Genomic DNA, 15,385 nt, shown 5'->3' on the forward strand with positions numbered 1-15,385 from the left:
TGTTGTTAAATGGTCCCTATAACCACAGAGGCTGTGTACCGCTGGCTATGGGTAGCCCTAAATAGCCCTACGGTTTCCATCATCGATTAAACCTCCCCCTGCACTATTCATCCACCATCCAGTTGTGTTATAACCTTCGTATGAACACCCCCCTCAAAATCACCAAGATCGGCAACAGCGCCGGGGTCATCCTGCCCAAGGAGTTGTTGGCGCAGTTGCGGGTAGGGCCGGGGGACATGCTCTATGTCACCCAGGCGCCCGACGGTATCCGGCTGACCGCCGCCGATCCCGATTTCGGGGCCAAGATGGATTTGGCCGAACAGATTATGCGGGAAGATCGCGACATATTGCGCGTTCTGGCGAAGTAAGCGCGCATGGCTGATGCCGATGGGGACCGCCTCGAACCGGTCTGGATCGAAAAGTCCGTGGCGCTGGCTATTCATGATCGCCAGCTGGCCGAACATGGCGGCGGCACCGGCGTTCGGGATGACGGGTTGCTGGAATCGGGGCTGGCTCGTCCGCTCAACCAGTGGGCTTATGGCGAGGATGATCCGTGCCAGTTGGCCGCGGCCTATGCGTTCGGTATCGTCCGCAACCATCCCTTCGTCGATGGCAACAAGCGCACCGGTTGGGTGCTGGCGCGCCTGTTCCTCGCGCTCAATCAGGTGGCGCTGACATTCGATCCGACCGATGCGACCCGGACGATGATCGCCTTTGCCGCCGGCACCCTGACCGAAACCGACCTGGCCGACTGGTTCCGCCAGCATATCGCCGCGGTCTGATCTGCGCCTGTCCTACTGCGCCGGTTGCTGCTATCCTCGGCACCGGCTCCTTCCCACTGTCAGCTTTCCCTGACCCGACAGCGCACCATCGCGTTGCTCGTCCGCTAACTTTACGTAAAATCCTCATGCACGACATGGGCGAAGTTTGCGAACTTCCGCGCCCCCATTACATCTTGCGACAATTCCCGCTGGCCCTTGCCAATATTTTGCGACAACTGCCCGCTAGAGGGAGAGGCAAGAGACTTTGTCCGGGGGTAAATGCGTGCGCCGATCCACTTCGTTCGTCCTGTTTTCGCTGATGCTGGGGGCCACGCCCGGCGCGCTGATGGCGCAGGATGTGCCGCAGGCTGCCCCGCAGATGGACGATGGCGAGGAGATTATCGTCACCGGCCAGCCGCAACGCGGCGCGGTGATGGGCAATATCGAGCCGGAACAGCAGCTAAGCGGCGCGGACGTCCGCGCGCTGGGCGTCACGTCCATCTCCGAACTGCTCACCGAATTGGCACCCCAGACCAACGGATCGCCCGTCGTCCTGCTCAATGGCAAGCGGATTTCCAGCTTCTCGGAAATTTCCGACCTTCCCTCCGAAGCAGTGGCACGGGTGGATATATTGCCCGAACAGGTCGCGCTCTCCTATGGCTATGCGCCCACGCAAAAGGTGGTCAACATCGTCCTGCGCCAGCGTTTCCGTGCCGAAAGCATCGATCTGCGCGGTGGCACCACCACTGATGGCGGGCGCGACAATGGCCAGGCGGAGGGCGGTTTCCTGCGCATCCAGGGCGACAACCGCTTCACCCTGAACGTCAAATATAGCCGCGCCGCGCAATTGCTGGAAAGCGAGCGCGACATTGTCAACACAGGCAGCTCCCGCGTCACCGCGACGACGCGCGGCGCGGAAATCGACCCGGCGCTTTCGGCTCTGGCGGGCGGCATCGTGACCCAGACCGGCATCCCCGCCAGCGCGGCTACCAGCCTGCCGACGCTGGCCAGCTTCGTCCCCGGCGCAACGACAAGCGAAGCAATCGACCTCACCCCCTATCGCACGCTCAGCCCCGCGACCGAAAATTTCTCAGCCAACGCCACCCTGGCCCGCGCCCTTGGCGGCGTGTCGGCGACGATCAACGGGCGGCTGGAACTATCGGACAGCGATTCACTGCAAGGCCTGTCGCAGCCCGCGCTCACCCTGCCAGCCGCCAACTCTTTCTCCCCCTTCGCCAATGACGTCGCCCTCTCGCGCTATCTGGTCCAGCCGGGCGCGCTGGGGCAGCAGGTGCGCGGCACCACCGCGCATATTGGCGTGACACTGAACGGGCGGCTGGGGGGCAGCTGGCAATGGTCCTTCACCGGCAATGGCGACCTGTCGATCACCCGCACCCGCACCGACCGGGGTGTCGCGACCGGCGCGATCCAGGCGGCGCTCGATGCAGGCGACGCCAGCGTCAATCCCTATACCAGCTTCGCGCCCGACCTGATCGCTACCCGCCTGACCGACAGCGCCCGCGCCGAATCGCAGGCGGTGCAGGGTGACCTGCTGGTCAGCGGCGCGCTGTTCGACCTGCCAGCCGGGCAGGCGATGACGTCAGTCCGTATCGGCGCGTCCGCCAATGGCTTTGAAAGCCGCTCCACCCGCGCCGGAATCGAAAGCCGGTCCGACTATAGCCGGGAGATTGGCAGCGGGCAGGTCAGCCTCGACCTACCGCTCACCAGCCGCTCGAAGGACGTGCTGGGCGCGGTCGGCGACATTGGCGTCAACCTGAACCTCGCCGCGCAGCAGCTTTCGGACTTCGGCACCCTCTCGACGCTCGGCTATGGCCTGCGTTGGCAGCCGGTCAAAGCGGTGCAATTGCTGGTGTCCGCCAATCAGGACCGCGCCGCGCCGACCGGCACGCAGATCACCGATCCGCTTATCGCGACCCCCAATGTCACCGTCTTCGACTATGCCACCGGACAGAGCCTGTTCGTCACCCAGCTGTCGGGGGGCAATGCGTCCTTGCGCGAAAGCGTGCGCGACCAGTTCCGCCTCAGCGCGACGATCAAGCCGTTCGACAAGCCCAATCTGACGCTGACCGCCACCTATCTCAACAGTCGCACCAGCAACCCGATCGCGGCCTTCCCCTCGCCGACCCCGGCGATCGAGGCGGCCTTCCCACAGCGCTTCCTGCGCGATGCGGACGGCAATCTGTTCCAGATCGACACGCGCCCGACCAATTTCCTCCGCTCGCAAAGCGAACAGATCCGCTGGGGCTTTGACCTGTCGATCCCGCTCAAGTCGCACATTCAGAAGGTGATGGAAGCCTGGCGCGCGGCCGGTGGCAAGCCGGAGGACCGGCCGCCCGAATTGCAGGCGCTGTTCGGCAATCGCCAGCCCCGGCCGCAAGGCGCTCCCCCGCCCGGCGAAGGCGGCGATCGGCCGCGTCGCGAAGCGGGCGCTGGCGGCGGTCGCCCCGGTGGCGGCGGCTTTGGCGGCCCGCGCGGTCCCGGCGGCGGGGGCGGGCGGCTGAGTTTCAGCCTCTATCACACCTGGCACCTGGCCGAGAGCATCACCATCGCGCCGGGCGTGCCACAGCTCAACCTGCTGGATGGCGACGCGACCGGATCGTCAGGCGGCCAGCCGCGCCATGAGCTGGAAGGCCGGATCGGCTATATGAATAATGGCATCGGTGCGCGGCTGGGCGTCGACTGGGAAAGCGGCACCCATGTCGATGGCGCGCTTGGGGGTGCGTCGCGGCTCGACTTCGGCAGTCTGGCGACGGTCAATCTGCGTATCTTCGCCAATCTGGGGCAGATGCCGCAACTGGTGAAATCCGTACCCTTCCTGCGCGGCGCGCGGCTGTCGATCGGCATCGACAATATCTTCAATCAACGGCGCGAAGTGACTGACGCAACCGGCATGACGCCGCTGCGCTATCAGCAGGATTATCTCGACCCGCTGGGCCGCGCGGTGACGATCAGCTTCCGCAAGCTCTTCTTCCCCAATGTCGCCGCCAATAATCGTCCACGTAGTTAAATTGCTGTTAGCCACGCCTAAAGCATGAGGCACCCCGGTCGTTATGATGTTCATAAACGGTTCGGGGAGACGGCAGATGAAGCCTATCAGAATTGTGGTGGTCGACGATTCGCTCACCATCCGTGCGATGATCGAAACCCTGCTCGAACGCGACCGCCGGGTCGAGGTGGTGGGCATCGCCCGCGACGGGGTGGAAGCGATCGAGATGATCCGGGCCGAAAAGCCCGATGTGGTGACGCTCGACATCGCCATGCCCGGCAAGGACGGCATGACGATATTGGACGAGATTATGGACATGGAACCATGCCCGGTGATCATGTTGTCCAGCCTGATGCGTGACGGCGCGCCGATCGTCGCCGAAGCGATGGACCGGGGCGCTGCCGCTTGCTTCAACAAGGCGATGATCGTGCGCGAAGCGACCCGCTTCGTGACGCTGATCAAAAGCGTGGCACGCGGCCTCATCGAGGCGGAAGCGGAACCGGTGGCGATCGCCGCCTGACCATAGTGCGACTAACGAAAAAGGGGGGCAGGGGCAAATCGCTTCTGCCCCCTTTTTCGTGTCCCGATCAATCAGGGGTCGATGTATTGGAACTGGCCAGCGCCATGGCCTGTGCCGTGCCTGTGGCAGGCTTCACGCTCGCGTCATTGCCCGACAACATATAGGCGCTCAGCGTCGCGATGCCCAGAACCAGCGCTATGCCGATGACGGCCAACCCGTTGCGGCGTCCATGTCCCTTTACATCACGATCATTTCTATCCTGCATCGGCTGTCTCCATTGAGGGTATGTGCCGATCATAATCGCCACGCAAACGCGCAGTTCCGGGATGATTTCGTGATATTTTATTGCTGGAAACGGTAATCCCGGCGACCTGTCAGGACGCCAGTGCCCTCGGCGCATTACGCAGCGCGGCGATGTCCACGGTCCCGGCAAACTCGACGCCCATACGGTCGTCTTTGGACCAGCGGGCGGTGGCGTTGATGAACTGGCCTTCGCCCAGTTCGATCGCAAACAATGTACCCAGCGGCACGTTCCACAATCCCTCGATCAGCGCGCCGGTGGCGGAGATATTGCGGATGCGTCCGGTATAGACATGGCCGTCATGATGCACGCCGATGGTGCGCAGCATCGTCTTGCGTTCCGGGCGGCTCGACTGGAAGCCATTGGCCGACGCGGCAGAACCGGTCGCATGCTGGCCGGCCAATACATCGGCAGCGGGCATCGGGCGGCCATAGATATAGCCCTGGATATGGCTGCATCCCAATTGCCGGATCAGCGCCAGTTCGTCCTGCGTCTCCGCACCTTCCGCTGTGGTGTCCATGCCCAGCGCTTCGGCCAGACTGACGATCGCCTTGATGATAGCGCTGTTGCGGCTGCCCTTGGTCGCGGCGCCGCGCACGAAGCTCTGGTCGATCTTGATCTTGTCGAACGGCGCTTTTTTCAGATAGCCGAGCGAGGAATAACCAGTGCCGAAATCGTCGAGCGCCAGCCTGACCCCCAGTGCCTTCAACCGCGCGAACATCGCGTCGGTGCCGTCATCATCGTTCAGGAATACGCTTTCGGTGATTTCCAGTTCCAGCCGTTCGGGTGCCAGCTGTGCACTGGCGAGCGCGTTCATCACCGTGGCCGGAAACCCCGGATTGGCAAATTGCGTCGGTGACACATTGACCGCGACGCGAATATCCTCCTGCCACTGGACAGCATCGCGGCAGGCGGTGCGCAGTACCCATTCGCCAATCTGCGCGATCAGCCCGGTATCCTCGGCGATCGGGATGAACAGGGCAGGGGAGATCGCTCCACGCACCGGATGGTTCCAGCGCAGCAGCGCTTCATAGCCGGTAATCCGCTCCGTCTTGGACGACACCACCGGCTGATAGACCAGATGCAGCCCGTCGGCGGCCAGCGCATGGCGCAGATCCTCCTCAAGCGCGCGGCGATCTTCCGCATCGGCGTGCATATCCGACGAATAGAAACGATGGACGCCCCGGCCATTGCCCTTGGCCGCGTAGAGCGCCAGATCGGCGTTGCGGATCAGCGCGTCGGCGGTCACGCCATCCTGCGGGCAGGAGGAGATGCCGATCGACACACCGATGACGACCGCCGTTCCCTCAATCGAATAGGGCTGGGACACAGTGGCGATAATGTTCTGCGCCAGCTGCGCCAGCATTGTCTGGTCCTGACGCCCCGGCAGCAAAATCTTGAATTCGTCGCCGCCCTGCCGCCCGACCAGACCCCGGTCGCCGACCACCCGCTGCAATCGCTGGCTGACCTGCCGCAACAGCGCATCACCTGCGGGATGGCCCAGCGTGTCGTTGACGCTTTTGAACCGGTCGAGGTCAAGCATCATCAGCGCGCAATCGCCCGCCTTGCCGTGCCGGTCGGCGACGGCCTGCTCCAGGGAGCGCAGCATCTGGATACGGTTGGCCAGGCCCGTGAGCGAATCGAACTGCGCCAGCCGTGTGACCTCCGCCTGGCTGCGGCGCATTTCGGTCAGGTCCGTGCCTGACCCGCGAAAACCGTGAAACTGGCCATATTCGTTGAACACCGGCTGGCCGGAAATCGACCACCAGCGCTCCTCCTTTGCCATGGCGGCGCGGACGGAGATGTCGGAAAAGCCGGTGCGCGCCGACAGGTGAAAGCCCAACGTGCGTTCGCCATCGCCCTGCTGCTTGTCGCCGGGCCGGATGATTTCGGTGATCGGACGGCCGATCAGCCCGTCCTTGGGCGCATCGAGCGTATGGGCCAGCGTATCGGAAATATAGGTCAGGCATCCCTGCCGGTCGGTTTCCCAGAACCAGCCGCGCCCGGTGCGCTCATGTTCCTGTAACAACCGGTCGGACCGTTGCGCGCGCAAATCCTGCCGGTGGCGCTCGATCGCGCGTTCCCGGTCCGCCGTCGCCTGCCGCAGCGTCGCGACCGCCATGACGATGACGCAGCTGACCAGCAGGCCAACCTGCGCCAGGCCGGCCTTTTCTGTGACAGACACCAGCAGCGCGCCCAGAAAATAGCTGATTCCCAGCAAGCGCCTGTCGCCAAAGATGCACACCGCCAGCAGCGCGACCGCCAGTTCCGGCACCGCGGCCAGGAACAGCGAATCGGATGCAGCCTTCGGCTCATGCCCCAGCCACAGGCTGAAGGTCAGGCCGGACAGGAACAGCATTGGCAGCATCAGCCAGTTCTGGATATGCGGCATCCGCGCCTGAAACAGCGACCAGCGCGGCACCGCCATCAACGCGCCATCCACCAGCAGCATTGCGGTCATGATCGCCGCCTGCTCACTGTCACCGGGGCGATAGAATGGGATGCCCAACAGGGCGATGACACACAGCTTGGCGAGCAGGATCAGTGGCCACAGCCGCGCAATCTGGACAAAGGCGCCCGAAATCCATGACGCGGCAACCTCGGTCCCGCTCTCCGCCAGTCCCAGCGCGACGATGAGCGACATGGAACGGGAGGGACTATCGGTAAGGGACGCGCGCAATGGAGACATGCGCTTTGTTTAACGTCCGTTCGTTTACGGAGGATTACTCAGCGCGACCAAACTGTTGTGTAATTAACGGAACAATAAGTACCGAAAATTACCGGCCACTGCCTAAACGCGCATCGGCATCAATACATAGAGCGCCGGGCTGCGGTCATTCTCACGGATCAACGTCGGTGCAGCGGCATCGGCCAGGTGCAGTTCCACCGTTTCACTGTCGATCTGGCCCAATATGTCGAGCAGATAGCGCGCGTTGAAGCCGATGTCGAACCCCTCGCCCTGAAACACGCCGGATACTTCTTCGGCCGCTGTGCCATTTTCGGGACTGGTGACCGACAGGGTGATCTTGTCACGGTCCAGGCTCATCTTGACCGCGCGTGTCTTTTCGGTCGCGATGGTTGCGACGCGATCCACCCCTTCCTCGAAGCTGCGCGGATCGATCTTGAGCAGCTTGTCGTTGGCGGTTGGGATGACGCGGCTATAATCGGGGAAAGTGCCGTCGATCAGCTTGCTGGTCAGAATCGCGCTGCCCAGGCCAAAGCGGATCTTGCTGGCCGACAGCGAAATCTGCACGGAGCCGTCGACCTCATCGAGCAATTTGCGCAATTCGCCGATACATTTGCGCGGGATGATGATGCCGGGCATCCCGTCTGCGCCATCCGGACGGGGTACGGTGACGCGCGCCAGACGATGGCCGTCGGTTGCGGCAGCCTTCAGCACTGGCTGGCCGTCATCGGACACATGGAAATAAATGCCGTTCAGATAATAGCGCGTCTCTTCGGTCGAGATCGCAAAGCGCGTCTTGTCGATGATCTGCTTGAGCGTCTCGGCGGGCAGTTCAAAGCTGGTCGGCAGGTCACCTTCGGCGATCACCGGGAAATCGTCGCGCGGCAGGGTGGACAGGTTGAAACGCGCGCGCCCGGCCTGGATCAGCATCTTGCCATCGGCTGCCGCCAGCGACACCTGGCTGCCTTCGGGCAGCTTGCGGGCGATGTCGAACAGGGTGTGGGCCGAAATGGTGGTCGCGCCGGCCTGTTCCACCTGCGCGGAAATGCTTTCGACCACCTGCAGGTCCAGATCGGTCGCCATCAGCTTGATCGCGCCATCGGCTGACGCTTCGATCAGCACGTTGGACAGGATCGGAATCGTGTTGCGCCGCTCGACCACCGACTGGACGTGGCTCAGGCTCTTCAACAGCGTCGCGCGTTCGATGGTGGCCTTCATGTCCCTGTTCTGTCCGTTTCTTTTTCTGCATGTGGCCCGGATGCGGTCGAATCCGGGTGACTATGATGGATGGTTCTTCATAACCGCTGTTGCGGCATGGGCAAGCACTCGCTCACGCTTTCCCACCGGAGCGCTCTTGCAAAAGGGGACAGGTTGCGCTCTGCCATGGCGGATGAGCCGCGCCATTGCCCTGCTGACGATCCTGTTGCTGGCCGCAACGCCCGCCGCCGCGCGCGATTCTCTGGGTATGTTTGAGTCCTGGGGCGCGTTTCGCGATCCTGCCACGCCGCGCTGCTACGCCATCGCCCGCCCAGCGAAGCGCGACAGCAGCGGCTTCGCCTCGGTCGGCACCTGGCCGCGACAGAAGGTGCGGGGACAGGTCCATTTCCGCCTGAGCCGCAGCCGCGCGGACAAGGCGGTGGTGACGCTCAGCGTCGGCGAACGCCGCTTCACCCTGGTGGCTGGCAAGCGGGACGCCTGGGCCGCCGACCCGCGCGGCGACGCGACGATCATCGCTGCCATGCGCTCCGCCAGCAGCATGAGCGTCCAGACCAGCGACGCGCAGGGCCGCGCCTTTGCCGACAGCTACGCCCTGCGCGGCGCAGCGACGGCGATCGACGCCGCAGCGCTGGGCTGCGCGCGATTGCGGTAAAGCGGCAGCGCTTTAATAATCCGCGAAAATCGACTATGGGCGCGATCATGCAATCAGCCGCCAACCCCATCATGCCGATTCCCGGCCTTATCGACCCTGTGCCTGTGCCGCGCGCCGTGACGCCGCGTACTGACGGGCGCACCGACCTGCTCGGCCTGTCGCGGCCCCAGATCAAGTCCGTGCTGGAAGAGGCGGGGCTGGACGCCAAGGCCGCCAAGCTGCGGTCTAAGCAACTGTTCCACTGGCTCTATCATCGCGGCGAAACCGATTTCGAGGCGATGACTGACTTGGCCAAGCCGATGCGCGGCTGGATGGCGGAACGTTTCGTCGTGGGCCGCCCGCAGGTGGTGGAGGCGCAGGTCTCCACCGATGGCACCCGCAAATGGCTGCTCCGCTCGGACGACGGGCAGGATTATGAGATGGTCTTCATTCCCGATGCGGATCGCGGCACGCTTTGCGTGTCGAGCCAGGTTGGCTGCACCCTCAATTGCCGCTTCTGCCACACCGGCACGATGCGGCTGGTTCGCAACCTGACGCCCGGCGAAATCGTGGGCCAGGTGATGCTGGCGCGCGATGCGCTGGGCGAATGGCCCAAAGGGAATATGGGCAGTGCCGCCGCCATCCCGGACGATGAAGATGAGGACGCGCCTCAATATTCGCCCGACGGGCGGATGCTGACCAATATCGTCATGATGGGCATGGGCGAGCCGCTCTATAATTTCGAGCATGTCCGCGATGCGCTGAAAGTCGTGATGGATGGCGATGGCCTCGCCCTCTCGCGCCGCCGCATCACCCTGTCGACCAGTGGGGTCATCCCGATGATGGCCCGCGCCAGCGAGGAAATCGGCGTCAATCTGGCCGTTTCGCTCCATGCCGTGACCAAGGAAGTGCGCGACGAGCTGGTGCCGATCAACAAGAAATATGGGATAGAGGAACTGCTCCAGGCCTGCGCCGACTATCCCAAGGCCAGCAATGCGCGCCGCATCACCTTTGAATATGTGATGATCCGCGACAAGAATGACAGCGACGATGATGCGCGCGAACTGGTCCGCCTGATCCGCAAATATAAGCTGCCGGCCAAGGTCAATCTGATCCCGTTCAACCCCTGGCCCGGCACCGACTATGAATGTTCGACGCCGGAGCGGATTCGCGCGTTCAGCAGCATCGTGTTCGAAGGCGGCATTTCCGCCCCGGTCCGCACCCCGCGCGGGCGCGACATTATGGCAGCCTGCGGGCAGTTGAAATCGGCGAGCGAAAAGAAGAGCCGCGCCGAACTCGACCGGCTGGCGGAGGAAAAGCAGGCGGCGCTGGGCTGATCCTTGCTGATGGACACAGGATGCCACAAGCCCCGCCCGTTACGGCGGGGCTTTTCATGTGGGGGAATGATGATGACCGATGACGAGATTGAGCGGCTGGCCACCGGCTTTTGCGCCTGCACCCTGCCGAAAGCCGAATGGACCCACGGCGCGCATTTTGCGACTGCCTTGTGGCTCATCCTCAAACGGCCCGGCATCACGCCCGAACGCGACATGCCTACCATGATCCGCCGCTATAATGAGAGTGTTGGCGGGGTGAATAGCGACACGGGCGGCTATCATGAAACGATCACCCAGGCGTCGTTGCATATGACCCGCGTGCTGCTGGCGGGCCTGCCGCAGGATGTGAAGCCAACGCCCGCATCGGCCTTCGCCGCGCTGGTCGCATCCCCATTGGGGGACAAGGACTGGCTGTTCACTTACTGGTCGCGGGACACCCTGATGTCCGTCGCGGCACGCCGGAACTGGGTGGCGCCGGACCTGCGATCCTTGCCTGCATAGAAAGAGGGCGACCCGTTGCCGGACCGCCCTTTCCTTATTCCAAACTGGTCCTGAAAAGGATCAGAAGCGGAAACCGACGCCAACCATCGCGGCGTCACGGCCACCGATGTTCTGCTCATATTCGGTGCGCTGATATTCAGCCGAGATATAGGTGTTGGGGGTTGCGGCAAATTCCAGACCGCCGCCGAAACGCACGCCCTCGAACGCCGCGCCAACGCCCAGCGTCTCGATGCGGGTGGTTGCATAGCCGACCTTGCCGAACGCCAGAACGCGCGGGGTGGCGACGAAGCCGACGCGCAGCGACGCGGCGAGATCACGGCTGATTTCCACGCCGGAATCGCCGACAGTGGTGTCGCCCAGGCTGACTTCGACGCCGCCGGTGATGCGGGGGGCGAGCGCCAGGTCATAACCGGCGGTCACGCCATAGGCAAAGCCGTCCTCGTCGCCGGCATTGTCATAGCCCAGCGTTACGCCAGCGCGCGGCCCCGTGAAGGGCGCAGCATCCTGAGCGAAAGCAGGGGCCGAAACGCAGGCAGCAGCAATCGCTGCGAAAATCACAGTTTTCATAAAGTCCTCGATATTTATATTCATAGCCGAATAGAGAAATTCATCCGGCGTTCAGGTTCGATGCCAAGAAATCATGGCTGGAATAACACAACTCCTCCTGCCCATATCCCCTCCTTGTCTGGAGACTATATGGACGCGATAGGCATCGGTATCGCGCAACCGCCATCTAGGTTCGCCAATTTGGTTTGCAAAGGGGCCAGGTCTTTATTTCAAATGATTTCAACATTCTGTTGCAAAAGTGTAACAATGCCATGGGATGGCTGTGTGCGCATCATGGCGAACATTCGTGGACTGGGCGGCGTGATCGGTTAGGATAGCGACCATGGATAGTCAGACCCCAAAGGCGACCGGCACCGTCAGGCGGCACAGCCTGTCGACGCGCCTATGGCACTGGCTGAATGCGGCATTGCTCTATGTGCTGTTCACCAGCGGGCTTGGCATCTTCAACGCCCATCCCCGCCTCTATTGGGGGCATTATGGCGCAAATCTGGATGCGGCCTGGCTGGAGCTTGATCGCTTCCCCGGTTGGCTGACCCTGCCTGCGCTCTATAGCCTCGCCATGTCGCGCCACTGGCATCTGGCGGCTGCGCCGATTTTCGCCTTCGCGCTGCTATTCTACATGCTCTGGAGTCTGGCCAACCGGCACATCGTGCGCGACCTCGCCTTCCGTCGCGATGAGCTTGCCCCGCGCCATATCTGGCAGGACATCAAGGATCATGCCCGGCTGCGCTTTCCCACTGGCGAAGCGGCGCTGCGCTATAATGTACTGCAAAAGGCCAGCTATATCGGCGTCATCTTTGTCCTGCTGCCGCTCATCATACTGACCGGGCTGACCATGGCGCCGGGGATGAATGCGGCCTGGCCATGGCTGGTCGATCTGTTCGGCGGGCGGCAATCGGCGCGCTCGCTCCACTTCATCGCTGCCTTCGCGCTGATCGCCTTTTTCCTCGTCCATATCCTGATGGTGCTGCTGGCCGGGCCAGTGAACGAGGTCCGCTCCATGATCACAGGCCGCTATCGCGTGCCGGAGGAACGGCCATGATTCTCACCCGCCGCACCCTGCTGCTGGGGGCCACCGCCACGCTGGCGGGATGCGACCGGCTGGGGCGGAATGAAGCTGTGCGCGAAGCCCTCTTTTCAGCCGAAAATTTCCACCGCTGGGCGCAACGCAGCCTGATGGCGCGAGACGCGCTGGCGCAGGAATTCCGCCCTGACCAGATATCGCCAGTCTTCCGCGCGAATGGCACCGCCAACCCCAATACGCCGGCCTATAAGGCGCTGTGGCGCGGTGGCTTTGCCGACTGGCGGCTGCCGGTGACGGGGCTGGTGACACGCCCGCTGTCCCTTTCTCTGGCGCAGTTGCAGGCGATGCCCCACCGCACCCAGATCACCCGCCATGATTGCGTCGAAGGGTGGAGCGCGATCGGCAAATGGCGCGGCGTTTCGCTCAAACCGATCTTGGAAGCCGCCGGATTGCGCGATAGCGCCCGTTACCTCGTCTTTCGCTGCGCCGACGATATGGGCGGCGGACGGCCCTATTATGAGAGCATCGACCGGTTCGATGCCTTCCATCCCCAGACGATCCTGGCCTATGCGCTCAATGACCGCCCCCTGACCGTCGCCAATGGCGCGCCGCTGCGGCTGCGGGTCGAACGGCAATTGGGTTATAAACAGGCCAAATATCTGATGGGCATCGAAGCGGTCGCAACATTGGACGGCATCGGCAAGGGCAAGGGTGGCTTTTGGGAGGATCATGCCGGTTATGACTGGTATGCCGGGATTTGACCTCTGCCGTCCGGGGTGACAGATTATTGCCATGACACTGTTCGAGCGGATATTGCGGCGACTGGTCACTTATGGCCAATTGACGATCTACACCCCTGACGGCACCCATTTCACGGTTGGCAAGTCCGACCCCGCCTTCCCCGATCTGGCGCTGCGATTGCAGGATAAGCGGGTCGCCTTCGACATTGTGCGCGATCCGCGGCTGGGCATGGCCGAAGCCTATATTGACGGGCGCGTGACGATAGAGGGCGGCGGTATCATGGAATTTCTCTCCATGATCCGCGCCAATAATCCTTGGGAAAGTGGCCGCTCGATCGACGCGAAAAGCGTGCTGAGCCGTGGCATCGGTAGCGCCCGGCAAAAATTGTGGCGCGCCAATCACAAGGCGCGGGCCAGGGCCAATGTCGCCCATCATTACGACCTCTCGGCGGCGCTCTACGCTCTCTTCCTCGACCGCGACCGCCAATATAGCTGCGCTTACTGGCCTGACGCCGACAATGACGCGGGTATCAGCCTGGATCAGGCGCAGGAGGATAAAAAGGGTCATATCGCCGCCAAGCTGTTGCTGAAGCCGGGCATGAAGGTGCTGGATATCGGCTGTGGCTGGGGTGGTATGGCGCTCTATCTCCACCGCACCTGCGGCGTCGATGTCACCGGCATCACTTTGTCGCAGGAACAGCTCAAGATCGCGCGTGAACGGGCGCAGGCGGCGGGCGTGGCCGACCATGTCCGCTTCGAACTGATCGACTATCGCGACATGAAGGGGCCGTTCGACCGGATCGTGTCGGTCGGCATGTTCGAGCATGTCGGCACCGCCCATTACCGCACCTTCTTCAACACATGCCACGACCTGCTGACCTCCGATGGCGTGATGCTGGTCCACACGATCGGCCGGATGGGTGGGCCGGGCATGACCGACGCCTTCACCCAGAAATATATCTTCCCCGGCGGCTATATCCCGGCTCTGTCGGAAATGGTGGCGGGCAGTGAGGGGACACGGCTGATGGTCACCGATGTGGAGGTGCTGCGGCTCCATTATGGCCTGACCATCCGTCACTGGTACAAACGGGCGATGGCCCACCGCGCCGACATCATCGCCCTTTATGACGAGCGTTTCTTTCGCCTCTGGACCTTCTATCTGGCGGGCGCGGCGACGGTGTTCGAACATGGCGGCATGGTCAATTACCAGGTCCAATATGCCCGCAACCGCCGCACCCTGCCCATCACCCGCGATTATATGCAGGAGGCGGAGGCCGCTCTCCAAGGGCGCTGACTGGCTGAACCGCCGCTAAATGGCGTGTTCGCGGACGGTTCAGTCGAGCCGGCGCATTGTCCCCCTCATGGTCCCGCCTCTGGAGCGGCGGGGCATGTGAGGAGAGAGCGACATGAACATCATCTGGAAAGGTGCCGCGGCACTCAGCCTGACTATTGCGGGCCTCAGCATGGCAGCCCCGGCGCAGGCGCAACATTATGGCGGCTATCGCGATGGCTGGCGCGGCGACCGTGGCCATCACTGGAATAATGGCCGCTGGGATAACCGGCGCTGGGATAATCGCCGCCATTGGCGCGGTGATCGACGCGACTGGCGGAATCGCAGCTATCGCCAGCGTTGCTGGACCGAATGGCGCTACGACTATTATCGCGACCGTAACGTGCGCGTGCGCATCTGTCGCTGATCGCATGGCCAGACTGCAACCCGCCGCCGATCGGAGGCGGGTTGCAGCAGGACGGGCAAACGGCTAGGCGCGGCGCAACCTTGCAGGAAATATCTGACCATGAGCGACACGCCCCCCGATCATCTGTCCACCAACCCGCGCAGCCCCCATTTCAACATGGATGTGCTGCAACGCGGCATCGGCATCCGCTTCAAGGGGCGCGAGCGCAATGATGTCGAGGAATATTCCATCTCCGAAGGCTGGATCCGCGTCGCTGCCGGCAAGACCCGCGATCGCCACGGCAACCCGCTGACGATCAAGCTGAGCGGCCGGGTCGAAGCCTGGTTCCAGACTCCGGCGGCAGAGTCCGAAGAAAAGCCCGCCGACGCCGAATAAGCGATATCGGCGCACTTCGC

General features: G+C 63.0%; 16 protein-coding genes. 12 read left to right on the forward strand and 4 right to left on the reverse strand.

Annotated features, from left to right (window positions below; all coding sequences use genetic code 11):
- Positions 1-140 precede the first annotated feature (140 nt).
- The 4 genes from ACODSR_RS05050 (at position 141) to ACODSR_RS05065 (ending at position 4,288) form a co-directional block, all read left to right on the forward strand.
- Positions 141-368 (forward strand): AbrB/MazE/SpoVT family DNA-binding domain-containing protein, encoded by a 228-nt coding sequence (locus tag ACODSR_RS05050; RefSeq protein ID WP_145198984.1) that lies wholly within the window; start codon positions 141-143, stop codon positions 366-368.
- 6 nt (positions 369-374) lie between these two features.
- Complete coding sequence (locus ACODSR_RS05055; RefSeq protein ID WP_489074306.1) at positions 375-782, forward strand: type II toxin-antitoxin system death-on-curing family toxin; 408 nt, start codon at positions 375-377, stop codon at positions 780-782.
- 262 nt (positions 783-1,044) lie between these two features.
- Positions 1,045-3,789: a TonB-dependent receptor gene (locus tag ACODSR_RS05060; protein WP_489074308.1), complete on the forward strand. Its 2,745-nt coding sequence runs from the start codon at positions 1,045-1,047 to the stop codon at positions 3,787-3,789.
- Between the two features lie 76 nt (positions 3,790-3,865).
- A complete protein-coding gene (locus ACODSR_RS05065; protein WP_026002061.1) occupies positions 3,866-4,288 on the forward strand; it encodes a response regulator in 423 nt (140 codons plus the stop codon).
- Positions 4,289-4,355: 67 nt separating this feature from the next.
- Here ACODSR_RS05065 and ACODSR_RS05070 read toward each other — a convergent pair whose 3' ends face one another.
- From ACODSR_RS05070 to dnaN, 3 genes are all read right to left on the reverse strand, one after another.
- Positions 4,356-4,553, reverse strand: a complete 198-nt coding sequence (locus tag ACODSR_RS05070; protein ID WP_489074310.1) for a hypothetical protein — start codon at positions 4,551-4,553, stop codon at positions 4,356-4,358.
- A gap of 109 nt (positions 4,554-4,662) precedes the next feature.
- Positions 4,663-7,233 carry an EAL domain-containing protein gene (locus tag ACODSR_RS05075; RefSeq protein WP_489074312.1) on the reverse strand — a complete coding sequence of 857 codons (2,571 nt, stop codon included), beginning with the start codon at positions 7,231-7,233 and terminating at the stop codon, positions 4,663-4,665.
- Positions 7,234-7,380: 147 nt separating this feature from the next.
- Positions 7,381-8,493, reverse strand: a complete 1,113-nt coding sequence (gene dnaN, locus ACODSR_RS05080) for a DNA polymerase III subunit beta (RefSeq protein ID WP_489074314.1) — start codon at positions 8,491-8,493, stop codon at positions 7,381-7,383.
- 172 nt (positions 8,494-8,665) lie between these two features.
- On the opposite strand from dnaN, the gene ACODSR_RS05085 reads away from it, so the two are divergent.
- From ACODSR_RS05085 to ACODSR_RS05095, 3 genes are all read left to right on the forward strand, one after another.
- Entirely contained in the window at positions 8,666-9,145 is a 480-nt protein-coding gene (locus ACODSR_RS05085; protein WP_489074316.1) for a hypothetical protein, read from the forward strand.
- Positions 9,146-9,192: 47 nt separating this feature from the next.
- Entirely contained in the window at positions 9,193-10,461 is a 1,269-nt protein-coding gene (gene rlmN / locus ACODSR_RS05090; protein WP_489074318.1) for a dual-specificity RNA methyltransferase RlmN, read from the forward strand.
- A gap of 72 nt (positions 10,462-10,533) precedes the next feature.
- Positions 10,534-10,962 carry a hypothetical protein gene (locus ACODSR_RS05095; protein WP_489074622.1) on the forward strand — a complete coding sequence of 143 codons (429 nt, stop codon included), beginning with the start codon at positions 10,534-10,536 and terminating at the stop codon, positions 10,960-10,962.
- A 60-nt stretch (positions 10,963-11,022) separates the two neighbouring features.
- Here the strand turns inward: ACODSR_RS05095 and ACODSR_RS05100 are convergent, their stop codons facing one another.
- A complete protein-coding gene (locus tag ACODSR_RS05100) occupies positions 11,023-11,529 on the reverse strand; it encodes an outer membrane beta-barrel protein (protein ID WP_489007097.1) in 507 nt (168 codons plus the stop codon).
- Positions 11,530-11,851: 322 nt separating this feature from the next.
- Here ACODSR_RS05100 and ACODSR_RS05105 point away from each other — a divergent pair, with 322 nt between their 5' ends.
- The 5 genes from ACODSR_RS05105 to ACODSR_RS05125 all read left to right on the forward strand — a co-directional run bounded on the left by ACODSR_RS05105 (position 11,852) and on the right by ACODSR_RS05125 (position 15,365).
- Positions 11,852-12,571 (forward strand): cytochrome b/b6 domain-containing protein, encoded by a 720-nt coding sequence (locus tag ACODSR_RS05105; RefSeq protein ID WP_489074320.1) that lies wholly within the window; start codon positions 11,852-11,854, stop codon positions 12,569-12,571.
- Positions 12,568-13,314 carry a molybdopterin-binding protein gene (locus tag ACODSR_RS05110; protein WP_489074322.1) on the forward strand — a complete coding sequence of 249 codons (747 nt, stop codon included), beginning with the start codon at positions 12,568-12,570 and terminating at the stop codon, positions 13,312-13,314. Before ACODSR_RS05105 ends, ACODSR_RS05110 begins: the two co-directional genes overlap by 4 nt.
- A 31-nt stretch (positions 13,315-13,345) precedes the next feature.
- Positions 13,346-14,587 carry a class I SAM-dependent methyltransferase gene (locus tag ACODSR_RS05115; RefSeq protein WP_489074324.1) on the forward strand — a complete coding sequence of 414 codons (1,242 nt, stop codon included), beginning with the start codon at positions 13,346-13,348 and terminating at the stop codon, positions 14,585-14,587.
- A gap of 112 nt (positions 14,588-14,699) precedes the next feature.
- On the forward strand, positions 14,700-14,990 hold the full coding sequence (locus tag ACODSR_RS05120) for a hypothetical protein (protein ID WP_489074326.1): 291 nt from the start codon (positions 14,700-14,702) through the stop codon (positions 14,988-14,990).
- 99 nt (positions 14,991-15,089) lie between these two features.
- Positions 15,090-15,365, forward strand: a complete 276-nt coding sequence (locus ACODSR_RS05125) for a DUF3297 family protein (protein WP_489074328.1) — start codon at positions 15,090-15,092, stop codon at positions 15,363-15,365.
- Positions 15,366-15,385 lie beyond the last annotated feature (20 nt).

Source organism: Sphingobium sp. FG125, from assembly GCF_057809795.1.